19 protein-coding genes are annotated in these 23,617 nt (G+C 54.2%); 8 read left to right on the forward strand and 11 right to left on the reverse strand.

Features of this window, described 5'->3' with window-relative positions; translation table 11 throughout:
* Positions 1–18: 18 nt before the first annotated feature.
* The 4 genes from BM040_RS06050 to BM040_RS06065 form a co-directional block, all read right to left on the reverse strand.
* Positions 19–1,236, reverse strand: coding sequence for a DUF6438 domain-containing protein (locus BM040_RS06050; RefSeq protein WP_139217774.1), 1,218 nt, complete (start codon positions 1,234–1,236; stop codon positions 19–21).
* Between the two features lie 96 nt (positions 1,237–1,332).
* Positions 1,333–1,746: a Dabb family protein gene (locus BM040_RS06055; protein WP_092099620.1), complete on the reverse strand. Its 414-nt coding sequence runs from the start codon at positions 1,744–1,746 to the stop codon at positions 1,333–1,335.
* A gap of 61 nt (positions 1,747–1,807) precedes the next feature.
* Positions 1,808–2,863 carry a Gfo/Idh/MocA family protein gene (locus tag BM040_RS06060; RefSeq protein ID WP_092099621.1) on the reverse strand — a complete coding sequence of 352 codons (1,056 nt, stop codon included), beginning with the start codon at positions 2,861–2,863 and terminating at the stop codon, positions 1,808–1,810.
* Between the two features lie 75 nt (positions 2,864–2,938).
* A complete protein-coding gene (locus tag BM040_RS06065) occupies positions 2,939–4,024 on the reverse strand; it encodes a Gfo/Idh/MocA family protein (protein WP_092099622.1) in 1,086 nt (361 codons plus the stop codon).
* 70 nt (positions 4,025–4,094) lie between these two features.
* Between BM040_RS06065 and BM040_RS06070 the strand changes: the two genes are divergently transcribed.
* Positions 4,095–4,616 carry a cupin domain-containing protein gene (locus BM040_RS06070; protein ID WP_092099623.1) on the forward strand — a complete coding sequence of 174 codons (522 nt, stop codon included), beginning with the start codon at positions 4,095–4,097 and terminating at the stop codon, positions 4,614–4,616.
* A gap of 115 nt (positions 4,617–4,731) precedes the next feature.
* The gene (locus BM040_RS06075; RefSeq protein ID WP_092099624.1) at positions 4,732–6,207 is read left to right on the forward strand and encodes a PQQ-dependent sugar dehydrogenase; all 1,476 of its coding nucleotides are present in this window, start codon (positions 4,732–4,734) and stop codon (positions 6,205–6,207) included.
* Positions 6,208–6,397: 190 nt separating this feature from the next.
* Here the strand turns inward: BM040_RS06075 and BM040_RS06080 are convergent, their stop codons facing one another.
* The 7 genes from BM040_RS06080 to dnaG all read right to left on the reverse strand — a co-directional run bounded on the left by BM040_RS06080 (position 6,398) and on the right by dnaG (position 15,608).
* Positions 6,398–7,882 (reverse strand): S10 family peptidase, encoded by a 1,485-nt coding sequence (locus BM040_RS06080; RefSeq protein WP_092099625.1) that lies wholly within the window; start codon positions 7,880–7,882, stop codon positions 6,398–6,400.
* Positions 7,883–8,002: 120 nt separating this feature from the next.
* The gene (locus BM040_RS06085; RefSeq protein WP_245756118.1) at positions 8,003–8,617 is read right to left on the reverse strand and encodes a DUF3267 domain-containing protein; all 615 of its coding nucleotides are present in this window, start codon (positions 8,615–8,617) and stop codon (positions 8,003–8,005) included.
* Between the two features lie 48 nt (positions 8,618–8,665).
* Complete coding sequence (locus BM040_RS06090) at positions 8,666–10,456, reverse strand: cellulase family glycosylhydrolase (protein ID WP_092099626.1); 1,791 nt, start codon at positions 10,454–10,456, stop codon at positions 8,666–8,668.
* A 111-nt stretch (positions 10,457–10,567) separates the two neighbouring features.
* Complete coding sequence (locus BM040_RS06095; RefSeq protein WP_092099627.1) at positions 10,568–11,200, reverse strand: HAD family hydrolase; 633 nt, start codon at positions 11,198–11,200, stop codon at positions 10,568–10,570.
* 115 nt (positions 11,201–11,315) lie between these two features.
* Positions 11,316–12,002: a hypothetical protein gene (locus BM040_RS06100; RefSeq protein ID WP_139217775.1), complete on the reverse strand. Its 687-nt coding sequence runs from the start codon at positions 12,000–12,002 to the stop codon at positions 11,316–11,318.
* 221 nt (positions 12,003–12,223) lie between these two features.
* Complete coding sequence (locus BM040_RS06105; RefSeq protein ID WP_092099629.1) at positions 12,224–13,471, reverse strand: bifunctional 3,4-dihydroxy-2-butanone-4-phosphate synthase/GTP cyclohydrolase II; 1,248 nt, start codon at positions 13,469–13,471, stop codon at positions 12,224–12,226.
* Between the two features lie 223 nt (positions 13,472–13,694).
* Positions 13,695–15,608 carry a DNA primase gene (dnaG, locus tag BM040_RS06110; RefSeq protein WP_092099630.1) on the reverse strand — a complete coding sequence of 638 codons (1,914 nt, stop codon included), beginning with the start codon at positions 15,606–15,608 and terminating at the stop codon, positions 13,695–13,697.
* A gap of 825 nt (positions 15,609–16,433) precedes the next feature.
* Here dnaG and BM040_RS06115 point away from each other — a divergent pair.
* The 6 genes from BM040_RS06115 to BM040_RS06135 all read left to right on the forward strand — a co-directional run bounded on the left by BM040_RS06115 (position 16,434) and on the right by BM040_RS06135 (position 23,548).
* The gene (locus BM040_RS06115; protein WP_092099631.1) at positions 16,434–20,309 is read left to right on the forward strand and encodes a phosphodiester glycosidase family protein; all 3,876 of its coding nucleotides are present in this window, start codon (positions 16,434–16,436) and stop codon (positions 20,307–20,309) included.
* A gap of 319 nt (positions 20,310–20,628) precedes the next feature.
* Complete coding sequence (locus BM040_RS21675; protein WP_175490993.1) at positions 20,629–20,766, forward strand: hypothetical protein; 138 nt, start codon at positions 20,629–20,631, stop codon at positions 20,764–20,766.
* Between the two features lie 113 nt (positions 20,767–20,879).
* The gene (locus BM040_RS22155) at positions 20,880–21,341 is read left to right on the forward strand and encodes a helix-turn-helix domain-containing protein (RefSeq protein WP_394333078.1); all 462 of its coding nucleotides are present in this window, start codon (positions 20,880–20,882) and stop codon (positions 21,339–21,341) included.
* 287 nt (positions 21,342–21,628) lie between these two features.
* Positions 21,629–22,006 carry a plasmid mobilization protein gene (locus tag BM040_RS21680; protein WP_175490995.1) on the forward strand — a complete coding sequence of 126 codons (378 nt, stop codon included), beginning with the start codon at positions 21,629–21,631 and terminating at the stop codon, positions 22,004–22,006.
* On the forward strand, positions 21,999–22,961 hold the full coding sequence (locus BM040_RS06130; protein ID WP_175490996.1) for a relaxase/mobilization nuclease domain-containing protein: 963 nt from the start codon (positions 21,999–22,001) through the stop codon (positions 22,959–22,961). The genes BM040_RS21680 and BM040_RS06130 overlap by 8 nt, the downstream gene beginning before the upstream one ends.
* Positions 22,952–23,548, forward strand: coding sequence for a hypothetical protein (locus BM040_RS06135; protein WP_092099635.1), 597 nt, complete (start codon positions 22,952–22,954; stop codon positions 23,546–23,548). The genes BM040_RS06130 and BM040_RS06135 overlap by 10 nt, the downstream gene beginning before the upstream one ends.
* Positions 23,549–23,617: the final 69 nt, after the last annotated feature.

A 23,617-nucleotide genomic window follows, 5' to 3' on the forward strand; every position in this document is an offset into this window, starting at 1 on the left:
CAGGTTATACTTTCTGGCTTATTGAATAGGTAATCCATACTTATCCTTCTTCGTGAAATCAGCTTCGTTGAAGTTCAAGTCAAAGAAGTTGAAGCCAATGTTAATGGTAAAAGGCTCCTGCCCTTCCAGGTAAAAAATATAGAATTGCCCGTCAGTTTCTATGGATTTGATATGTTCGTTAGTAAGAGGAGCATATCCGTATTTACCACGCCTTCCCCAGAAGTTGTTATCTATGAAGGATACCTGAAACCGGGGAGTAAACTTTTCCTGGCTTCTTTTCCCCAGGCGCAGGTAGTTCCATAAAAGAAACCCTTCTGACTGTGTCAAATCCAGCGTTTTTTCTCCCTTTGCGAAGGACAAAAAGTGATGTTTTACATAAACCGGCAACTCCTCTTGCTGTAGTTTTTTCAGGTTTATACTTTGATACAGATAGCGCAAAGGGATATTTGCCCACACTAACTCCACAGGGCCTGCATTCCCATAGTCACTGACGGTTTTGAAAATCTTGCCATCTTTCAGAAAGGTCACGGACATCTTTTCCTGATGCATAGTTGCTTCAGAGAAATTTGTGGAAATCGTATCAATGCCAGCCTTGCGGTAGTTGTCCTGCAATTCCTTGTATATATCTCCGGTGATGGTGCTAATATAAACCCCTTCGTTTGTGGTATACTCCTCACCAACGAATACCACTTGCCCATCAGCTGAGATAAGGGTGTTGGAAATAGGGCAAGTGCCGTAACAACCTGAGGTAGACAGCACGATGGCATCGAAGGTTGGGGCTTTTTCCAGGTGATAGGTGGCTCTCCTGTAATTACTAACTCCCTGCTCCCCCTTAAACGATAACGTATCTTTGGTTAGCCGGGCAATTGGAAAATGAGTCCATACCGAGTCATAAGGCATGAAGATCAGGAGCGAATCACCAGCTATCTTATACTTGGTTTTGCTTCCCAGAAAATAGTATCGCCTGTTATTATACTCATCTTCTCCCACTTCAGATCTTCTGTAGTACCCTTGCTTCAAATCCACTTCACCATTAGGAAGAAAAGTATAGCCTCTTTCGATAATTGCTGGAGGCGGAGGCGGATTAGTAGGATAAGCGTTCCTAACAAAACCAGCCGGCACCCAATCTCCGATCAGTTGCGCCTGTAACTGTCTCTCCTGCTCTGTTGGCTCATCCTGTTTGGGATGGCAGGCAATTAACAGGAGCGGCAAAAAGTATAATAGGAGGTTCTTCACAAGTATACAGAGGCTTTGTATAAAGCTGCCCGACTGGATGAAAAGCAAAGGCACAAGCAAACGCCTGCGCCTTTAAAGTATAAATTTTCAATTTCTCTACACATCCACCGAGTCATACACAATCACCTTCGACCATAGGTGCGAGTAGTTCTCCACGAACTGCAGGTGCACAGGGTGTTTTTGGTAGACTTCCTGCTGCTCCAGGTTGTCGAAGAACAGCAGCCACGACACGGCGTAGCCCCGCTCAATCACATCGCGGTTAGTGCTGGCAGGCACGCCTATCTTAGCCAGCCGTATCTCCTTGATGGCCTTCAGCGTGTTCAGCCCTTCTATCAGTTTGGCTTTGTCCGCTTCGGAGTCAGGGTTGTTGAGCCAGAAGTATACGTGGTGTACAAAGCTGTTTTTGGGCTTTTTCTGAGCACTGGCAAACAGGGGCATCAGGCCCAGCGCGCCGGCAAAGGAAAGAAAGGTCGTGTTTCCGAGGAAGGATCTTCTGGATAGTTTTTTCATCGTGTTCAAGTATGTATAGCTAAATTTCAGGTCTGTATAAAGTACTTCTAAAAGTATGGGTCTACCCTTTCACAGCGCCTAGCTGTTTATCGGTGGCTGCGCGGGCCTTCTGCATCACGCTCTCCAGGCTCACCACAGCTCCTCCTTGGGCCTTGCTCTCGTCTGCGGCCTCCATAAAGGCGAAAATCTCCAGCGTTTCCTCCGGACTAATGGGCGCCTTGCCTGTGCGGAAAAATTCAGCAATCTGCACTACCAGCGGACGGTACCCTTCCCAGGGCCCAAACGTAGCAACCCCCTTCTCTCCGAATGCAGTTCCGCCGAAATCGTGCGCGCCGGCACGCAGGCCCCTGAAAGTGCCGAGCCTGTTGTCCTCCCACACTCCCACCACCACATCTGCCCCTTCGGTGTAGGTACGCTGCACGCTCTTGCAGCCGGTTCCCAGCACCGTGAAAAGCGCTTCCACGCCATGCACGCCATACCAGAACAGATCAGGGTGCGTTTTTTCGATAACCGCCGGACTGAAGGCATCAGCCCCAAGCACTTTCCCGATTTTTCCATTCCGGATTTGCTGCGCGCTGTCCATGTACCTTAAGGAGGAAGCCGAGAACACGGGCACTTTATACTTTTCCGCCGCCTGAAAAATGGCGACCGCATCGGCCAGGGAGGCCGCGATGGGCTTATCAATAAACACCGGTTTTCCTGCCTTCAGCACCAGCAGGGCCTGCTCCAGGTGCAGGCGTCCGTCGTTTGTTTCCAGCAGCACCACATCCACTTTGCGCAGCAGAGCCTTGATGGAATCCACAATCTCCACCCCCATGCTACGCATTTTCTCCGTGGCTCCGGGTATGGTATTCACACTGAACTCGATATCGCGGCTGCCATACGGGTAGGCGGCCACTACTTTAAAACCGGCTACATCGGCGGCAGCCTTCGGGTCGTGGAAGATTTCGGTGAACTTGACGCTGTGTTCGGTGTCCAGGCCGATAATGCCCACTTTAATTTCCTTGGAAGTCTTGCCTTGGCCAAAGGCAACGAGGCTGCTGCCCGTCAGGCCAAGCCCGATGCCGGCAACGGTAGCTGTTTTAAGAAACGTACGACGGTCTGTAGATGCGTGCATAGGCAACTTTTAAAGTATGTCAGGGCCACTTTTCCCGCTTAGGAGCTTAAGTGGAGCATTTATATAAGTATAAAATTAGGCAAGCCGCACCACCTGCCCCGTCCGTACCGACTCATCGCAGGCAAAGGCGATGCGCAGGCTGTTCACCGCGTCCTCCAGATGCTCTGCCAGGTCCAAATCTTCCTGTATGGCTTTGAGGAAATAGCGCTGCTCGCGGTTGCATAGTTCCTGATGGTCCGGCTCGTCCTCCAGGTTTATCCAGGTGTCCTCTCTCAGGAACTGATTATGCTTGTCCACGTCAGCATGATGAAAGCGCAGTGCCTCGGTCTGGGTATGCGCCGCCACCGAATCTGACTTTCCGGCTCCGCCAGCGTCTCTCGCTACTATCGACACACAACCTTTCGGCCCAATCACGTCTTTGATGAAAAAGGCCGTCTCGCTCATCATCGGTCCCCAGCCAGCCTCGTACCAGCCCACCGAGCCATCTTCGAAGCGGATTTGCAACTGGCCATAGTTGTAGTTGTCCTCCGGGATGTCGTCGGTCAGCCGTGCCCCGATGGCGCTCACCTGCACCGGCTTGGAGCGGGTCATCTGGCACATCACGTCGATGTAGTGCACGCCGCAGTCTACAATCGGGCTCAGGCTCTTCATCAGGTTACGGTGCACGTCCCACATGCGGCCGTGGCTTTGCTGGTTCAGGTTCATGCGCATCACCAGGGGCTTACCCAGCTCCTGGCTTAGTGAGATAAAGCGCTCCCAGGAAGGATGGTGCCGCAGGATATAACCTACTACTACTTTTTTGTTTGCGCGCCGGGCTGCTTCTACTACGCGCTCGGCACCCGCCACGGTGTCTGCCAGCGGTTTCTCCACGAACACATGGCACCCTTGCTCCAGGGCTGTAATGGCATAAGCTTCGTGGGTATCGGGGTAGGTGGAGATGCAGACTGCGTCCGGACTGGTTTCATGCAAGGCTTCTTCATAGTTGTTATACAAAGTATAACCGCCGCCAAGCTGCTCGTTCAGGGCTTCCTTGCTTGCACCGGTAGAAACCAGTCCGCAGATTTCGAAGCCATCCATCGTATGGTAAGCCAGCGCGTGCGAGGCGCCCATGTTACCACAGCCTACTACCAGTATGCGCAAGGGCGCTGTTCCGTGGGGCATAGTATAAATCGTTATGGTATGTTTAACCTTTAGGGTGAAAATCGTACTTATACGTATAAATATAGGAATTATGCCGAAACAAACAATAACCCCGTACTTCCTGCAGCCCCACAGCAACATTCCCAATAACCCAAAACTTCCTTTGCTGGTGTATGAGCAGGTGTTTCCTGAAAAGAATGACCTGGCAAATCGGTTCAAAGAAGCCTTCAAAAACAATAACTGGCGCGGCAGCTGGGTAAACGGCGTGTTTAGTTACCACCACTATCACAGCACGTCGCATGAGGTATTGGGCGTGGCGGCAGGTTCGGCCATACTTATACTTGGCGGCCCGGGCGGCGAAGAGATAAAAGTAAAAGCCGGCGACATGCTGGTGCTGCCCGCAGGCACGGGCCATTGCCTGAAATCCTCCGCCGCCGGCTTTCAGGTAGTCGGCGCCTACCCTGCCGGACAGGAAGATTATGATATCTGCACCAAAAAAGATAACTCAGAAGAAAAGAAGAAGCGCATCGCAAAGGTAAGTTTGCCCAATGCCGATCCGGTGTTCGGGGATGAAGGGCCGTTGCTACAGCACTGGAAACAGGGGCAAGTATAGATTTATACTTCCGTAAAATCAGCTCACCAGCATTAAGCCTATAGTTGAAAAACGCCCAGGATTCCTATATTTGTTAGGAACTATACTTACGCCTATTCTACGCAAACAGAATCGCATGAAGAAAACACCCTATCTGTATACTTTGCTGGCTGCCGGCCTACTGGGCTTTAGCGGCTGCAACAGCACCACTTCTCCCTCTACCTCCACCAGCGCCACCACCGATGCCATAGCCGAAGCCACCCAGGCCGCTGCTGCCCCGGAACTTGACCTGGCGGGTGCCAAGGCCGCCTACATCAGCTACTGCTCGGGCTGCCACGGCGAGGAGCTGGAGGCCTTTGCCGACCGCAAATGGAAGCACGGCAGCTCAGACGAAGACCTGTTCAAAGCTATCAAGCACGGTTACCCAGACGAGGGCATGCCCGCCTTTGCCGAGACGTTCTCCGATGAGCAGATAAACGGGCTGGTGGCCTACATTCAGCAGGGTATCAAAGGAATCAAAGCCTATGATTTTGGCAACGAGAAAACTGTGGATGCCGTGCAGCAGTCAGAAGAGCAGCAGTTTCGCCTCGACACCGTAGCCACTGGTCTGGACGTGCCCTGGGGTATGGCCTTCCTGCCGGGCGGCGAAATGCTGATTACGGACCGCTCGGGTAAACTGTACCGCCTCTCCAAAGACCGGAAACTGCAGCAAGTTGAAGGGGTACCGAAGGTGCTCTCACAGGGCCAGGGCGGCATGCTGGATGTGGAGCTGCATCCTGATTTTGCCAGGAACAACATCATTTACCTCTCCTACTCTGCTGTGAAGGAAGAAGGCGGCCAAACCCTCTCCTCCACCGCCGTGATGCGCGCCAAACTCAATGGCAACAAGCTTTCGGAGCAGAAGGTGATTTTCGAGGCCCTGCCCTACAGCAGAACCCGCCACCACTACGGCTCCCGCCTGGAGTTTGGTAACGATGGTTACCTCTACATTTCGGTAGGCGACCGCGGCAACCATGACGAAAACCCGCAGGACCTGGCGCGCCACGCCGGCAAAGTGCACCGCATAAAAGACGATGGCAGCATTCCGGCGGATAACCCCTTTGTGAACAAGCAAGGCACTGTGGCCAGCACTTTCTCCTATGGCCACCGCAACATACAGGGCATGGTGCTGCACCCACAAACCGGCCAGATTTGGACGCACGAACACGGCCCGCGGGGCGGCGACGAGGTGAACATTGCCGAGAAAGCCAAAAATTATGGCTGGCCGGTCATCTCCTACGGCATCAATTACAACGGCACCGTACTGACTGAGCTTACCAAGAAAGAAGGCATGGAGCAGCCACTGCACTACTGGGTACCTTCTATCGGTCCGTCGGGGATGGCTTTTGTAACCGGCAGCCGCTATAAAAACTGGGAGGGCGACCTGATGGTAGGCTCGCTGCGCTTCCAGTTCCTGAGCCGCCTGAAAATGGATGGCACAAAAGTATTGGGCGAAGAAAAACTACTGAAGAACATCGGCCGCGTGCGCGACGTGAAAATGGGACCCGATGGTTACCTGTACGTTGCCGTGGAAACGCCTGGCACGATTTACAGGCTGATGCCGGTAGAGTAAGTTTATACTTGCTCCTGCAAAAAGCAAAAGCCGCAAACACCCGGGAGTGTTTGCGGCTTTTTGTTGTTTTAAGGTGAGATAGGTGCTTATACTTCCTCTTGCTGCTGCAGGTTACAGATAGTCCGTTTCCTGCCATTGTTGGTGTTATCACCGACAATTTATACTTAGGGCCGATGCCACAGAGTGTAATTTAATACATCGCTGGCTGGCCTTTCTTTGGCGTGGAGGCACGGATAAACTCGCGGATGTCCTCGTTGGCCTTTACCAGGTCTTCCTTGCGCAGGTACATCATGTGGCCACTGCGGTAGCCTTTGTAGCTGAGGCGGTCTTTCAGGCGGCCGCTGGGGTCGAGTTGCCACATGCTGTACTTGGCGTTAAAGTAATCGGTGGCGCCGTCGTAGTAGCCGGCCTGGAACAGCACGTGCAGGTAGGGGTTCTGGGCCATGGCCTGGCGCAGGTTTTCGCCGGTTTTGTTGTTATTGCTGTTCCACGGGTGCACCGGACCAAACATGTTATACTTCACATCGGTCTTATACTTGAGCTCGTCGCGCAGGTACATGTTGATGGCCGGCGTAAAGGAGTGCAGCCAAGAGGTCAGCTCGGCGTTAAAATCCGGACGAACACCAGCATCCTGGCGGTCCAGTCCCTTGTAGCGGGAGTCGAGGCGACCAACGGTGTACCCCTGGTCGCGGAGCAGCTCTTTCCAGAAAAAGCTTGGGGGCACGTCGAGGTTGTGCTGCAGGATACTTTGCTCTGAGATGCCGGCATAGCGGGCCATCTTAGCAGCAATCTGCTTTTTCTGCGCCTCCTCCAGGAAACCGCCTCTGGCAATGGCCGGGATAAGTTCGTTGATGGTGAATTCCTCTACCTCAGGCAGCAGGTCGGTCAGGTCTTTCTGCTGCAGGTCTTGCGGCAGCTTTTGGTGGTACCAGGCCGTGGCCGCAAAGTATGGCAGGCGCAGCGCCGCATCCACCGGGCCGTTGCGCTCAATGCCCAACCCCGTCGGCGATACCAGGATAACCCCGTTCAGGTACATCCAGTGCGAGTTCTGCAGCTCATGGGCCAGGCCAGCCACGCGCGTAGTGCCATAGCTCTCCCCGATCAGGTATTTAGGCGAAGCCCAGCGGCTTTTGCGCGTCACGAAGGTGTTGATCCACTCGGCCAGGTACTTCACGTCGGCCTGCACACCGAAGAACTTTTCCTTCAGCTTGTCTTTGTCCACGCCCTCGGCCATGCGCGAGTAGCCGGTGTTCACGGGGTTCACAAACACGATGTCCGCCACATCAAGTATGGACTCAGGATTTTCGCGGAAACCGTAAGGCTGCACCGGGTAGCCCTCGTCATCAATGTTGAGCAGGCGCGGGCCGGTATAGGCAATATGCATCCAAACCGAGGCGGAGCCAGGGCCGCCGTTAAAGGAAATCACAAGGGGCCGCGTGGCGCGGTCCTTCACGTCTGAGCGCTCGTAATAGGTATAAAACAGGCCGGCGATGGTTTTGCCGCTTTCGTCCCACACGGGCTGGGTGCCGGTGGTGGCGGTATAGGGTACCCGCTGCCCTTTAACAGTTACCTGATGTTTGGTTGTAACGGTGGAATCAGGGTGGATGGCGCGCTGTGCCGCCGCCGGGAGCACTATAACGGCCAGAAGCAGGGCCAGTGCCAGAAGCTTTCTCATCTTTTACTTTTTATACTATGGATTCAAAAAAAGCCCGCCAGGTCGCTACCCGGCAGGTTGAATCTACAATATAGAAAAAAATAGATGTTATAACCTCTCTAACCGATATCAAAGTATAAACTATACTTTCTCTTGCCTTAGGTAGAGGAAGCAGCCGATTTTCTCCGGGTGGTCCTGCACCAGGTCCGTAGCCTTGGCGCGGCGCAACATCCAGAGCACGAGCAAATCGCCGGAGGCGGCAATAGAGAAAAATAGCCCGAAGAGGAACAGCAGCAAATTACCCGTAACCATACCCGCCAGGGCCGGCAGCAGCCCCATCACCAGTCCGGGCATAATTCCCCCTAACACGTAAGCCCGTAGCGGCAGCATTTCCTGGCAGTGGCAGTAGGGTGTAAGTGCTTTCCAGTGCACGCCATACTTAATCGACTTGACCCCGTTCTGGCAGAACACCGCCCAGGTAAGGCCGTGCAGCAGCTCGTGCACCACCGCGCCCAGCACAAACACCAGTAGCATCAGGAAAGGGTAAACCAGCACCAGCGTGCCCTGCTTTAGTACAAAGTTTTCTATAGCCTGAAAGCTGAACTGCTCCTGCCACAGCAGCACATAAGGCACCAGGTACAGCACCAGGATGGGCAGCATGAACACCAGCGCCTTTACGTTGGCCTCGGCGGCCGTCATCGTCAGTTCCGACTTCGCGTACTGGGCCCCGTTCTGTAAGTATACTTCTGAATTCACTTTTTATTTTGATGTTACGGCAGTAGGAAAACTCCCACCGCTTCCCTATTATCTTCTGGTTTTCTGGCGGGTGCTTTTCCCTTTGCCGGCGCTCTCAAAACGGATGGTGTCGAGGTTGAAGCTGCCGCCATCGGCCTGTACCCGGAGCACATTCCGGCCCTTTACCAGCGGCACCTTGGTTAGCCGGATGGCTTGCCAATTCTCAGCCCCGCCGGTATTTGGCACCACTGCAGCGGCAGCAGCCACAGCCCCGTTATTCCAAAGAGAAACTTTCCCACCATCCGTGTCAGATGACACCTGCAGCACAAGGTTATAAGCACCTTTTGCAGGTACCTCCAACGTATACTGCAACCACTCCCCCGCCTCGAAACTGCTCACATAGAAGCCGCTTTCCCCTGCTTCAATATCTACACCGTCGTTGCGGTACACATGCCCTTTGTTCCAGGGGGTGCGCGGGCCGCCGGTAGAAATGTAATAATTGGCCGTGTCCTTATCGAAGTAGGCAAAACCGTTGCGGCCCAGGTCGTAATCAACAGCTTTTACGGTAGTGCCAGCAGCAACCTGGTGCGCTTTAAAAGGCTTCGTTTCCGTCGTTTGCACCTGGCGGAACATGGCGTCTACCACATCTTGATGATAGAGGCAGTTCTCCAACTTCGTGTTCTCGGCCTGTTGCATCAGGGCCTGGTAGGCTTCGGTAGCGGTCGGTTTAGGCCCCTTGTTTTTCCAGTAATCCAGGATACGCTGGTAACCCGGGTCTACTTTCACCTCCAGCGGATTGTTGAAGCCCATCTTTTTCAGGGGCCACCAGCACCAGCCAATGCCGTTACGCTCCACCAGGCTGATGGCCTGCGTGAACCATACATTGGAGTTCTCGCCGGTTTCGCCCAGCCAGACCGGCACACTATACTTGTCGCGGTGGTCCAGCCAGCCCTGTATGGCCGCCTGGTCGTTGTAGTTCCAGTACTTATGAAAACTCAGCACCGTGTTATCGTCCCAGGTGGGCAGCACGCCTCTGTAGTTATTGCCCCAGCAGTTGCCCTCTATCACTATCATGTGTTTCTGGTCTACCTCCCGAATGGCTTTCGTGATATCCATCATCAGCTTCCGGAGCGGTGCGTTCTGCTCTTCATTGCAGCCGTTCTTATCTTCGGGGTTGGTGAATCCCCAGTTTGGCTCATTGATGATGTCGTAGGCACCCAGCCAGGGCTCATCGGCATAGCGCTCGGCCAGTTTGCGCCACAGCGCCACTGTTTTCTGCTGGTTCTCCTCGCTCTCCCACAAAGAAGGCTTGCTGGGGTCGCGGTCGGAGATGTTGAGGTCGTTGCCCTGCCCGCCGGGGGCTGCGTGCAGGTCCAGGATGAGGTACATGTTGTTGGCCTTGCACCAGGCCAGCAGGCTGTCTGTCATGGCAAAGCCCTTCTCCAGCCAGGTGTTTTGCCCCTTTACGGGCTCCTGCTCCACCGGCAGGGTATACAGGTTGTAGTGCATGGCCAGGCGCACGGAGTTAAAGCCCCAGGCCGCCATGGAGTCCACATCTATCCTGCGGGTATGGTTGGCGAGCCAGGCAGTGTAAAACTCCTCTGTTTTCTCCGGCCCTATCAGTTCCTGTATCTTTGCCCTGAGCACGTGCTGCTGCCCGGCCACATCGCCTGTACGCATCATGTAGCCCTCCTGCAGCATCCAGCCGCCCAGGCCCATGCCGCGCAGGAGCACCTCTTCTCCCCGCTCGTTTACAATTTTTGTCCCTTGTGTTTTCAGAAAGCCTTGGCTATAAGCCGTTGTCGTGGCTAAGCAGCAGAAGGTGGCCCATAAAGTGAGTTTGAGTAGTGTTTTTATCATCTGGCTTGCAGGGAAGGTTAGAAAAGTATACCGGATTATGCTCTTAATATAGTATAGCCCTGGCATTAAAAGAAATATTTTCCTGCAAATCAGTCTGTGTTTCTTCCTATGCTATACCAGTTCCTGTAGTTCCGTCAGGGCGTCTATACTTGGCACCTCTGCCTGCACTTTTCCAAAGCCATAGCGGGCAAGCATAAAAGGCACTCCTGCCTGCACGCTGGCTGCGTAATCGCCTTGGGTATCGCCGATGTACACAGGCCGCTGCAGGTTGTGGCGTTGCACTACGGCCCTGATGTTCTCGCTCTTGGGCAGGCTTTGGTCGCCGTAGCAGGCAATGTCGGTGAAGTAGGATTGCAAGTCGTAGTACTGCAGAAAGGTTTCGATGTAGCCACTCTGGCAGTTGCTCACAATGAAGAGGTTATATGTTGGCTGCAGGAGCTCGAGCGTTTCCTGCAGCTGCGGGTATAGCTCACCGCCCCGTTCCTGCAGGTACGCCAGTTCCAGCCTGGCCGCCGTGTGCTGCAGCTGCTCCCGCTGCTCCAGGTTCAGGTCCGGAAAAAGTTTGTGGTAGATTTCATCGTAGGGCATGCCGGCAATGTTGCGGATGTCCTGCCGGGTGAGTTGCAGGTCTACAAAATCAAATTGCGAGGAGGCATCGTTCCAGGCATCGGCGATGGTTTGGGTAGAATCCCAGAGGGTGCCGTCCAGGTCAAAAATAAGGCCGTCGTAGCGGGTGTATGGCATGCGTAAAGCTAAGGGTATAGGGCAAAGGTAAGGCTTTTGCCAGGGAAGTATAGCCAGTCACTTCTAAAATGGCGCGTTTATACTTCCCTGCCCTATTTTATACTTCTTTGCAGCCTTATTTAAGCGAGTTGTAGTAGTTAACGATGGCCATAAGGTGATGCGGCTTCTCGTAGGTCAGGCGTTTCTCGTTTATATACTTCCTCACCTCTCTTGCTTTGTTACCGAACAGCCTGTTCAGGTCCCGCTTCACATTCCGCAGCGTGACAATCTCTCCGTCCGGAAGCTCAATGTAATACAGCGGCTTAATGTACTCCACCCATTCGCTGCCCGGCACATAGTTCTCCGAGGTATACAGATGGGTACTGGCGTACATGGGTGAGGTTGGGGACATGTCTTTCCGCAGGTACTCCTCCCGCATGATTAGTTTAAGGGTACCCTGGTTGAGTTGCTCAAAGAAGGTCGGCTTCTTAAAATCAGTGTAATCGCGGCCAAGGTTCCACATGAGCGAAAGGAAAGTATAGGCCCGGCCACTGGGTTCTTCCTGGGCCACAAAATATTGGACGTTTACAGGAGCGTACAGGCTCTTGCTTCCGTCGTCATGAAGCACGCTCACAATATCTTCGGTGCGGTAAAAGGTGATGGGCCCATAGATCGTGTCCCCCGAAACGAGTACAACTTTGCCCGAGGGCCATTCCTGCACATCTATACTTGGCCGGTACTGCGCATGTGCTGCTGTAGGCGGTAAGCAAAACAATAGTAAAAGGAAAGAGAATAGGGCAAGTAATAAAGTATGGTTTTTCATAGATTCAGGCAGTAGTTTAAAGTCATTTAGATGCAAAAATCAGCATTCAACATCACGATTACACCCTCACTAGCAATCACTTATACTTTTTGTATGATTTTCAGAGTGAAAGGTTGCCGGATTGCCTTACTCAAACTACCCCGAGACTAAAAAAACCTGCCCGGGCAGCCATTCGTGCTACCCGGGCAGGTTTCTTATCAAGCATAAATCTATACTACAATTTATTTATCAATCGTCATGTTCTTCAGGATCAGGTGGCCCAGCTTGTCGCGCTTGGTAGTCAGGTACTTCTGGTTGTGCTCGTTTGGCATTACCTCAATCGGCACGCGCTCCACCACTTCCAGGCCATAGCCCATCAGGCCGGTGCGCTTACGCGGGTTATTCGAGATCAGGCGCATTTTGGTAACGCCCAGGTCGCGCAGGATCTGTGCCCCCACCCCATAGTCGCGCTCATCCATGCCAAAGCCAAGCTCCAGGTTGGCCTCCACGGTGTCCAGGCCCTGCTCCTGCAGCTTGTAGGCTTTGAGCTTGTTCAAGAGCCCGATGCCGCGGCCTTCCTGGTTCATGTACACAATCACGCCCCTGCCCTCACGCTCTACCATGCGCATGGCCTCATGCAGCTGTGGTCCGCAATCGCAGCGGCAAGAGCCAAAGATATCGCCGGTAACGCAGGAAGAGTGCACGCGCACGAGCACAGGCTCGCCTTCTTCCCAGGTTCCTTTTACCAAGGCCAGGTGCTTGGCGCCGTTGCTGCGCTGGGTAAAGGCATACAGGTCGAACAGGCCATAGTCCGTCGGCATCTGCACCACAATCTCGCGGGTAATCAGGCTTTCCTTCTTCAGGCGGTACGCGATGAGGTCTTTAATGGAGATGAGCTTGAGGTTGAAGCGCTCGGCCACCTTTACCAGGTCCGGCACGCGGGCCATGGAGCCGTCCTCGTTCATGATCTCGACCAGCACCCCGGCAGGCGCCAATCCGGCCAGGCGAGCCAGGTCCACGGCAGCCTCTGTGTGGCCGGCACGGCGCAGTACGCCTTCTTTCTTAGCTTTGAGCGGGAAAATGTGCCCCGGCTTACCCAACGATTCGGGATCGGTATTCGGATCGACAAGTGCCTGTATGGTTTTGGCGCGGTCAGAGGCGGAGATGCCTGTGGTACAGCCATGCCCAATCAGGTCTACCGACACGGTGAAAGGCGTGGCATGCAGGGCCGTGTTGCGGCCTACCATCAGTTCCAGCCCCAGTTCGTCGCAGCGCTCTTCGGTGAGCGGCGCGCAGATAAGACCCCGGCCGTGGGTGGCCATAAAGTTGACGATCTCGGGGGTAATCTTTTCCGCAGCGCAAACAAAATCGCCCTCGTTCTCGCGATCGTCGTCGTCCACCACAATCACCACCTTGCCCTGGCGTATGTCCTCAATAGCAGACTCGATGCTGTCAAGGGGCCTGATATCACCCGTTGTATTGGTTTCCATATATTCTACTTTATTGCCCGCCCCGAAAGGGTGCAGGACTGTTAATCTGTCTTAAAGCCGTACAAAAATATAAAGATTATCCTTCAATCCGGCTATTTTAATGGATAACAGTTTTGGGTGGGAATTAGTTGAGGTCGGTGGGGATTTCAGGTTGAGATGCTACCGGGAATGGCAGCAAGTGCCGGCAGCAGGTTATCCTGCCGGGCACGGGGGTTGGGCAGCGCTAAAACACCACTATCCCCAGCATGTCGCCGATCTGCTTGTGCAGCTTCTTCAGGTTCATGACGGCCACCAGGCGGTTTACCTGTTCCTGCGGGTCGGTTACCAGCTTCAGTTTCTGGGTCTCCTCGTCTATCATCAGTTTCAGGTACACGAACTTGAGGCGGAGTACGGCGCGCTCCGTGCCGTAGGGCAGCAGGTCCGTTTCATGGGGAACAAAGATCTGGTGCGTGGCCCAGTTCGGGCTCAGCTCATAGGGGTCGGAGAGCAGGTGAATGGCTTCCGTGCGAATCTGCTCATCGGGATAGTTGATAAAATCCTCTGCCACCGGCACGGCACCCTGGTTCAGCTTGTCAGATACCACATCCACGAAGCGCTTGTAGAGCGGCGAGCGGAACTCAATGTCTTCGAGCTGCTCGAGCATGTACTGGCAGGTTGTCAGGCCATCTTCAAGCAGTCGGTCGGGGTAGTTGAGCAGCATGCGCACAATCTCCCGCTCGTAGCGCTGCAGCACATCGGCATCGGAGGCAGGCTTTTCCGGCTCCTCTTCTGGTGCTGGCGGCGCATAATCCAGCTCCGGGCTGCCGGTTTTGTGCTGTTGCTGCCGCCCCTGCAGGTGCAGTTTGTTATACTCTGATATGAGCACCTGCTCGTCGATGTCGAAAATAAGGCTGCAGCTGCGGAAAAACACCGTGCGCTTGATTGCATCTGGTATTTTAGAGATGGAGGCCACGATCTCCTTGATGGCCTCGGCTTTTTTTACCGGGTTGCCAGCCGCTTCCTCGGCGTAAAGGCTGGTTTTAAAAGAGATAAAATCCTGGGCATGCTCCTGCAGGTAGGCCTTAAAGGCCGTGTCGCCTACTTTCTGAATGTAGGAATCCGGGTCTTCTCCCCCCGGAAAGGTGACCACGTTCACGTTCAGGCCCTGCTCCAGAATCAGATCGATACCACGCAAAGAGGCTTTTATACCAGCCGCGTCGCCGTCGTAGAGGACGGTGATGTTCTGGGTATAACGTGAGATGAGCTTTATCTGTCCTTCGGTGAGCGAAGTTCCGGAAGAGGACACCACGTTCTCGATACCGCCCTGGTGCAGCGAAAGCACGTCCAAGTAGCCCTCCACCATGTAGCACATGTCCTGCATGCGCATCGCCTGCTTTGCCTGAAACAAACCGTAGAGCACGTTGCTCTTGTGGTAAATCTCAGACTCAGGGGAGTTAAGGTATTTGGGGCTTTTCTTGTCGTTGGATTTGAGGGTACGGGCGCCAAAACCCACCACACGCCCAGACACGTTGTGGATCGGGAACATCACGCGGCCCCGGAAGCGGTCATACTTCTTGCCATCCTCCCGCGCAATCGTCAGGCCCGTGGCTTCGAGGTACTGCTGCTTATAGCCCGCCTTCAGCGCCGTGTCGGTCAGATCGGTCCACTCATCCAAACTATAACCCAGTTCGAACTTTTTAACCGTGGCAGCGCTCAGGCCGCGTTGCTTTAAATAGGACTGGCCAATCGACCCCTGCTCATGCCCGTGCAGGCGCTGCACGTAATGCTTGGCGGCAAAATCCGACACAATAAACAGGCTGTCGCGCTCACTCTGCTCCTTGGCATACTCCGGGTCGTGCTGCTCCTCGGGTACCTCAATCTGATACTTCTTGGCCAGGTACTTAATCGCCTCTGGGAAACTAGTGCCCTCGATGTCCATAATGAACTGCACCGAGTTACCCGCCTTGCCGCAACCGAAGCACTTGTAAATGCCCTTGGCCGGGGAAACAGAGAAAGACGGGGATTTCTCGTGGTGGAAGGGGCAGCAGGCCCACATGTTCTGTCCCTTCTTCTTGAGCGACACAAAATCGCCCACCACCTCCGTAATATCGGCCTGGGCAATAACCTGGTCAACTATTTCTTTCGGGATGAGGGACATGGGCAAACGTATTAGGGGATGACAAAGATAAGGGTTCTGTTGGATTTTAGTTACCTGATTTTTGCGTCCCGACTGGCCTGCAATGCCATACTTTATACTTCGGTTATACTTTTATACTTGTACTATACTTTATATTATTGCTGGCGCGGGTTTATAACCCGTATCCTCCTATCTTCCCGGATTTGCACTCCGAGTAGCTTGGAAAGCCATACTTTATACTTTGGCTATACTTTATGCTTCGGATATACATTCCATAGCTGCTGCATCCTTCCATTTGAGCTAAGCTATACTTTCAAACCGCCATTCATCCGCCAGTCTTACAACCAGCTTGTTGCATTTATACTTTGGTGCCCTCCCAGGCCGGGAGGCCTCGCCTTCGGGCATCGCGCTGTCTACATTTCCTTTGCTACCCTTCGGTCGCAATTTCGCTGAAGAGAAACCGGAAATCTAGAAGGCGCTCCACCCAAAGGCTGGGAAGCATTCGATAGCTACTGCTGTCATCTCGACCTTCGGGAGAGATCTAAAGAGAATTCTAGCCAGATCTCTCGCCCTGCTCGAGATGACAGGGAAATGGCAAATATAAATTCCCTCCTGGGAGGGGTTAGAGGTGGGTTTATACTTTGTAGGGACTGGTCTCCACCTGTCCGCTCGAGAACTGGGGCTATAGAATTCATACTTTAGTACCAGTAATCACAGAGTTCCCCGCCTTGGCTAAGGAGGGGTTAGGGGTGGTTGGACCCGGCTCTACAAGCACAAAATCAATGTTTAGCATGTAAAGTATAGAGAAACCCTTATTTTTGATCCCATACTTCCATCCAACTCCCTATGAAGAAACGCTTTACCCTGCTAACCTCATTTATACTTATACTTCTTGCCTCAGAAGCCCAGGCACAAAAACTCAACTGGGAGCCGCGCGAGGACCTGAATATCCTGCTGCCGGCTTCCATTAAAGTATATGAAACCGACGGTACACTAAGCGACGGAGCACCTGTACGGGCCATGTATGCCCGCGTGGACTTACGCGACAAGAACCTGAAGCTACGGGCGGTGGGGGATCCGGCAAACCGGCAGACCACGCTCGAACATTACCAGGATAATGACGCAATTCTGGCCATCAACGGCGGTTACTTTGCCGCGACACGGTCGGTGAGCCTTTATATTACAGATGGAGAACTCATTGAGCCGGGCGTTTTTAAATCGAAGAGCGGGGTGCTGACGCGTGGCGCCTTTGGCATGGTCAACGGCAAGCCTGAGATTGCCTGGACGCATAGCCCTCTGGGGGACCTGATTTACAGGTATAGCCTCCCCAACCAGCCGGGGCAGCTAGTCCCGACAGCCAAGACAGGCAGGCTCTGGCTGCCGGAGCAGGCCGTTGGAGGCGGTCCGATGCTTGTGAAGGAGGGGAAACTGGTGGATGTGGGTCCTATAGAAGGATTTGGCGCCAGCCACCTGGGCCGGCATCCGCGCACGGCCATCGGCTACCCCGATGAACATACCCTGGTGATGGTCGTGGTGGATGGTCGCCAGGGAGCCAGCGCCGGGGCGACTATCCTGGAGCTGGCTAAAATAATGCAGGACCTGGGTTGTGTGGAGGCCGTGAACCTCGACGGCGGCGGCTCATCGGCGATGGTAGCGGCCGGTGAGGTAGTGAACATCCCGACAGACGTGCCCAACGGCAACCGTAATAGCCTCCGCAAAAACGCCAATGCATTGGTGCTGACTGAGCAGCAGGCAAGGCCCAAACGCGACATTACCTACATCGATACCGACAGCGAGCAATACACCGAGTACGGCCTTTGGCGCAACACCAACCACGCCAGCTACTATGGCACCTCCCTCTCACGACAGGCCGCTGCCACAAGCGCCTACAACAAAGCCAAGTATCATTTTAAAAGTATAGCCAAAGGCAAATACCAGCTCGCCGCCTGGTGGACGGTAGATACCTCTTCCAACGCTCAGCATGTGCCGTACGTGCTTCACCGCGATGGCAAAACCGACACGCTGCATGTAAACCAGAAAACCTTTGCTACCAGCGGCCGCTGGAACGTGCTGGGCAATTTTATACTTGGACCCGGCGATTTCCTGGAGCTTTTGGGACAAGGCAAGGGCAAAAAAGTAGTAGCCGATGCCATACGCTTGGTGGCCATCGAGAAGTATCCCGAGCTGCCCGCGCGCCGTGGCGACCTGCGCCTGGCCGTCATCAGCGACCTGAACTCCGGCCTCGGTGCAGCTACTTACGAGTGGCAGGTAGACAGCATCATGCAGCGCATCCCGCGCATCTGGCAACCCGATTTAGTAGTATGCGGCGGCGACATGGTGGCTGGCCAAGGTGTGTCGGAAGCAGAGACACTGGAGAAAATGTGGCGCGGATTCGATACCCAAATCGCTGCCCCGCTGCGCAAGGCCAACATCCCCTTCGCCTTCACGCTGGGCAACCACGACGGATCCCGCTCTTTTGCTATGGAGCGAAACGCCGCCGGCTCCTATTGGACCAAACCCGGGCACCTGCCAAACCTCAAATTCATCGACAAAAGCCACTTCCCATATTATTACTCGTTCGTGCACGGCGATGCCTTCTTTGTGTCGTGGGAGGCTTCTTCGCCGGAGATAACCGAGGAGAACCTTGCCTGGATGGAGGCACAGTTTGCCAGGCCGGAAGCTCAAAAAGCAAAGTATAGATTCGTGCTGGGGCATATGCCGCTCTATGCCGTGGCGCAGGAGCGCGACTCCAAAGGCAACCTGCTCAACAACCCCGAGAAGCTGCAGCAGTTGCTCGAAAAGTATAAAGTGCATACTTACATCAGCGGTCACCAGCACGCTTACTACCCTGGCAAGCGTGGCAACCTGGAGTTACTGAATGCAGGTGCCGCCGGCTCCGGCCCGCGGTCCTGGCTCACGCTCGATAAGGCCCCTATGAACACTGTCACGTTGGTGGATATTTTCTACGACCAGGACACGCTCATATACACGACCTATGATATTGGCAAAGAGGCCTCTGAGGATATGGTGGTGTTTGACGAGAAAGTCCTGCCACAGTTTATCGAGAGCGTGAACGGCTACCTCATCCGACGCGATGTAAGTATAACTAATATGGCATCTGGCGCTTTCTCCACTTTCCATCAGCTCAACGATGCTCCAACAAGTGGCACGGGCATAGCCGAAGTACAGGTGCGCAACGGCAAAGTATACTTTAGCGGTGACTTCAGCGGGTTGCAAGATAAAGTTTCTGGCATTGTCCTTCACCGTGGTCGCCATACCGAGCTGGGCGAAGAGGTGCTGCCTCTGAAGCTAAAATCCAGAAACGGGCGCGAAGGCAGCTTCAACGGAAGTATGGATGTGCCAGCCGGCTTCGAAGAACTGCTGTCAGTTGGTGCCTTCCACATCCGTATTAAAACACATAAAAACCCGGACGGCGAGCTAAGAGCGCAGCTATACCCGGCTACTAACCAGGCTCCGGCCGCCGTGAAGGTGGGCTCCCACAACGCGCGCAATGTGTACGCGGTGCGTGATACGGAAGCGCTCTACAGCGTGAAGTGGGAAAAGGCCGTTGACCCCGATGGCGATTTTGTATCCTATACGTACCAGCTGGCTTCCGACACGGCATTCCGAAGTATACGGTTGCACAAGAGCACCGGCCGCGTGGCAAGTATAAAACTGCGCGAGCAAGACTGGTATGCGCTGCTGCAAAACGCGGCGGAAGGCCAGGCTGTCACATTCTACCACCGCATCGTCGCCTCCGATGGCAAGCACGTCACCTATGGAACGGCACAGGCCTTCAGGCTCATGAAGAGCAACGAACCATTGGAGGATTTTGTGGAGGTTCCTGCTCCGAATTATAAACTGGAGGGCAAAATAGCGGACGGTGCCGGCTATGGCGCCAAATGGGATAAGCAGGGCAAGCTCTGGCTGGCCAGCTATAGCGGCACGCTGCAAATTATAAACGCAGATGGTTCTGATGCGCCTTTCTCACCGCTGGAAAAGGTAACGGTAAACGGGCAGGAGTATAACCTCAGAAACACCAGCGGAATAAGCGTAGATGCAGACGGCAACATCCTGGTAGCGCGCAACAGACATATATTAAAGATTGATGCTTCTACTGGCACAGGCATCGCAGCCTGGGAGGTACCGGCTGGGAGCAGGGCCATCCTCACACCCCGCATCAACGGCAAAGGGGAGATTTACGCCATGTCGCTGTTTGGCGAGGACCCGAATTACGTGATCAAGCAGAGCGAAAAGGAGCCGCATACCTTTGAACTGGTTCGCACTATTGAATTGCCGGAGCGCATTCTGTCCCGTGAATTCACCATGACGTCCGACGGCAAAACGCTATACTTCCCGAATTCTGGGAGTCCTTATATACAAGTATATACCAGTCAGGATGGCGTAAAGTATAAGCATCAGGAGAACATCACCAGCATTGCCGCCGGCTGCAACGCCATCGAAATAGGTCCCAACAACACCCTCTGGACAGCGGTACGCGCCAGCGGCGTAGTGCCTGCCACTTTCCACTTCCGCGACGAGCAAAACAAGAAAATGTGGACGCTGGAGTTGCCCGAGTTAGACGGCGCCGAAGCCCGCGGCCTGGGTGTATCGCCCGATGGCAAAACGCTAATCTTCTGCAGCTGGGACAAGGGCGGCGGTTTTTACAAGTATGTGCTGGAAGAGGAAGACCATGAGGAGTCCCGGGCGTCTGGGAAATAGCCAGCTGTCCCGGACGCCTGAAAGTGCCTGTTCCATAAACTGAGAAAAGCGGCGCTCGTTTAGCGTACTGCCAAGTATACAACCCAAGTTGCAACATACAGGAAATGTCAACGAAAGCTATAGCACCTGGGGCTTTAGCCAATGGATGACTTTAGCTTTGTTTTGAACCACTCGACATAGTGAAAAAGAAAAACGATATACTGTTGGCCCTCTTACAACTTTCATCGTGCATGTGTAGGAGGGTAAACCGAAATGCTGGAAAACATCATCCACCTGGAGTATACAAGATAGGTTACAAGCAGCTATAGCATGACGCAAGGTGCTGGCAGGGGATGTTGGTGTACTTCTGCTGGAGAAAGCCGGTGCGTTGGGATTGAAAGTGGAGCAAATGGAAGTGATGTCTGACCAGGCTTACCTGCTGGCTAAGGCCTCAGCAGCCGAGACTCTCATCCCGTGATGATGCAGCTATGTTCAGCGAGAATGTACCTTATGTTCAGAGGTATTGTAACAAAGGTTCTCCCTTCCTGCGCCTGACGCCTGCTATCTTTGCTCGACAGGACAGAAGAAGCAGTGAATCCCCTTAGGATATACCGTTTCAAGCTCAAGCCGACAAAGTCGCAGGCGCAAGCAACCGCCCAGTGGCTTGGTTCCTGCAGGTATGTCTATAACCCGTGCCTGGATTACAAGAAACAACTGTACACGCTCCATAAGCTATCCATCAGCAAGAACCAGATGCATAGAGAACGCTCTGCTATTGCAAAGGAAGCGGGGAGGATTGGGTGCATGCACTCTTTATACCTTGCAGAAGGTGACCCACAGGCTCTTCAGACCCTACGTTGGCTTCTTCCAGTAGGGCAAGGGCTTGCCCAGTTTCGCCAAACGCAGCCTTTACCGCTCGTTCTCCTACAAACAGGGTGTAAAGCTGCACGAGAATATCTCCAGGATGCAGCTGCCCAGAATCGGAAAGTCACCTACCGTAAGTTGCGGACAGCACAAGGTGCAATGAAGCCCCCAGCGTGGTCAAGCATGTAGATGGCTGCCAGATGGTCCTGTGCTGTGAGGTGGAGATAGCCCCACTGCCAATAACAAGCAAGGCGGCAGGTCTGGATGTTGGGTATCACCTTCTTCGTAATCATGTCCGATGGACAGGTGGTGGTTAATCCAAACACCTGTACAGATACCAGTAACAGCTCAATAGTGCCAAAACACGGCTCCTGCGCCGCACCGACGACCACAGTTTTCTAGGTTCAGGCTCGCATGCCTTCCCTGGGCCACAAGTGAGACGAACATACTTTTCTTCACTATAACCCTTTTAGATAATGGAAAAAGAAGTACTCCAAAAGAAGGGCAAGCCCTGGAAGAAAGCCTCACGTGTTCACAGCAGGCTGGCCAAAACCTGCCTGACCGAAACCGAAAAACTGCTGCTGCAGGCAAAAGCCAGGGCAGCGGGCATGTCTGAGTCGGAATGGCTCCGTGCTGCCATCCGCCAGCGCGTGGTGGTAGCAAGGCTCACCCCTGGGGAGGCCAACTTCGTGCGACACCTGACCAGCCTCCACCAGCATGTGTACCGGATCCGGGAGTTTCTGCGCCACCAGGGAATCTCCGTACTGGAAGAGGCATGCCAAGGGGCTGAAAAACACATCAATCATTTGCTTTTATACTTGGACTGTGATGATCGGCAAAGTACACATGAGTAAGAGCATCGCGGACTCGGTGGCCTATGTGGCCCAAAAGCCCGCGGCACGGATACTGGCGGCAGACGGTATCAGAACCGACAGCGTGCCCCACATGATCCGGGACTTTGGCCTGGTTAGCAAGCTTAACCCAGGGCTGGAAAACAAGGTAGGACACATTTCCCTGAGTTGGAGCCGGCAGGATAGGGATAAGCTAAGCCGGGAAGTGATGGTGGCCCGTGCCAGGGAATACATGGACAAGATGGGCATCCGAAACACACAGTACCTGATCGCAGAGCACCGGGATACGCCACACCCGCATGTGCATATAGTTTACAACGCTGTCAGTTATGGAGGCCGGCGCATCGAGGTTGACTTTCAGTACCAGCGCAACATGAGGGTAATTAGCCAGATGATAGACCGCCACGGCTACCACCTCAACACAGGGAAGCAGGCGGTAAGCCGGGAACGCCTGAACCCCAGGGAATCAGCGCGATTTGCCCTGTACGATATCATCCGATTGGTGCTGGAGCAGGCAAAAAGCTGGGAGGAACTCCAAGCACGGCTACAGCGGCAGGGAGTCTCCGCGCGCTTTAAGCACGAGGGCGGTACGGGACAGGTGCTGGGCGTAAGCTTCAGGCATGGTGCCTATAATTTTAAGGGATCCACGCTGGACCCTGGCCTGAGCTATGGCCGGATCACACGGCAACTCGAACAGAACCTGCGTTCGCGCCTGCAAAGGTTGGAGAAACGCGCGGCGGGGAAGCGGCTTTCCTCTCACAACCGGCCCTTTTCCCTTTTAAGCGTGACCCGGGCAGGCAAGCTGCAGCCGGATGGACTCTTGCTAGACAAAAGAGCGGTGCTCCGGGCGTACCGCCAGCCCCTACAGCAGCCCCAAGCCCGCCGGAGCCCGGCTGAAAGAGCGAAAGACCTTCATCCCACCACCCAACAGGCATACCGTAGAAACTCATGGAAATAGTAGAGCTTTCCGACCGGCTCAATGACGCCGAAGCCCTGATCGCCCTGCAGGCCCGCCAGCTAAAGGAACTGGAGGCAACGCAGGCCAAGGCCACGCTGCCGGACTACAGCCCGCAATTTGAAGAGCTCAGGCAGCTGCTAAGCAAACAGCCGGTCTCCAACACCCCTGCAGGCCTGGCCGGGCAGCTGGAGGCTATCCGGGCCACGGTCTCGGCCATACCCCGGGTGCTTCCCGTGGAACACCACCACCATGTGGAAGACAGTGCCAGGTGGTTCGCGCTGGGGGGATTGCTGCTGGTGCTCATCACAGCCGTTTCGGCCGGAGGTTGCCTGAGCCTTTATAGGGAAAACACAAAGTTCTCAGAGCATGATGTGAAGTATCGCCTTATCCGGCTCTATCACCCGCAGGTCAGCCTTTGGGCTGATACGGTCTACCACCGCGGCCCTGAAGAAGTAGCGCTGCACGTCGGACGCCTGGAGGAAAAACAGCTGCTCCTCCGGCGGGCAGAGGAGCTTGCCAGGCAAAAGCAGGAGGAAGCCGCCGAAGCCGCCCGGAAGGTGGAAAGGCTAAAAGAAAAGGTGAAATAGCTTACGCCTGATTGCTTGTAGTATACAAAGAACTATCTTTTTTATTGTCAATGATGACCACAATTTATT

Origin of the sequence: Pontibacter chinhatensis, assembly GCF_900113285.1 — a bacterium.
Classification (GTDB): Bacteria; Bacteroidota; Bacteroidia; order Cytophagales; family Hymenobacteraceae; genus Pontibacter; species Pontibacter chinhatensis.

Excerpts from the sequence above, each read along its gene's own strand:
- BM040_RS06055 (WP_092099620.1), bottom strand. The coding sequence starts at position 1,746 with ATGAAAAAACTATCCAGAAGATCCTTCCTCGGAAACACGACCTTTCTT.
- BM040_RS06060 (WP_092099621.1), bottom strand. The coding sequence starts at position 2,863 with ATGCACGCATCTACAGACCGTCGTACGTTTCTTAAAACAGCTACCGTT.
- BM040_RS06065 (WP_092099622.1), bottom strand. The coding sequence starts at position 4,024 with ATGCCCCACGGAACAGCGCCCTTGCGCATACTGGTAGTAGGCTGTGGT.
- BM040_RS06070 (WP_092099623.1), top strand. The coding sequence starts at position 4,095 with ATGCCGAAACAAACAATAACCCCGTACTTCCTGCAGCCCCACAGCAAC.
- BM040_RS06075 (WP_092099624.1), top strand. The coding sequence starts at position 4,732 with ATGAAGAAAACACCCTATCTGTATACTTTGCTGGCTGCCGGCCTACTG.
- BM040_RS06080 (WP_092099625.1), bottom strand. The coding sequence starts at position 7,882 with ATGAGAAAGCTTCTGGCACTGGCCCTGCTTCTGGCCGTTATAGTGCTC.
- BM040_RS06090 (WP_092099626.1), bottom strand. The coding sequence starts at position 10,456 with ATGATAAAAACACTACTCAAACTCACTTTATGGGCCACCTTCTGCTGC.
- BM040_RS06095 (WP_092099627.1), bottom strand. The coding sequence starts at position 11,200 with ATGCCATACACCCGCTACGACGGCCTTATTTTTGACCTGGACGGCACC.
- BM040_RS06100 (WP_139217775.1), bottom strand. The coding sequence starts at position 12,002 with ATGAAAAACCATACTTTATTACTTGCCCTATTCTCTTTCCTTTTACTA.
- BM040_RS06105 (WP_092099629.1), bottom strand. The coding sequence starts at position 13,471 with ATGGAAACCAATACAACGGGTGATATCAGGCCCCTTGACAGCATCGAG.
- dnaG (WP_092099630.1), bottom strand. The coding sequence starts at position 15,608 with ATGTCCCTCATCCCGAAAGAAATAGTTGACCAGGTTATTGCCCAGGCC.
- BM040_RS06115 (WP_092099631.1), top strand. The coding sequence starts at position 16,434 with ATGAAGAAACGCTTTACCCTGCTAACCTCATTTATACTTATACTTCTT.
- BM040_RS21680 (WP_175490995.1), top strand. The coding sequence starts at position 21,629 with ATGGAAAAAGAAGTACTCCAAAAGAAGGGCAAGCCCTGGAAGAAAGCC.
- BM040_RS06130 (WP_175490996.1), top strand. The coding sequence starts at position 21,999 with ATGAGTAAGAGCATCGCGGACTCGGTGGCCTATGTGGCCCAAAAGCCC.
- BM040_RS06135 (WP_092099635.1), top strand. The coding sequence starts at position 22,952 with ATGGAAATAGTAGAGCTTTCCGACCGGCTCAATGACGCCGAAGCCCTG.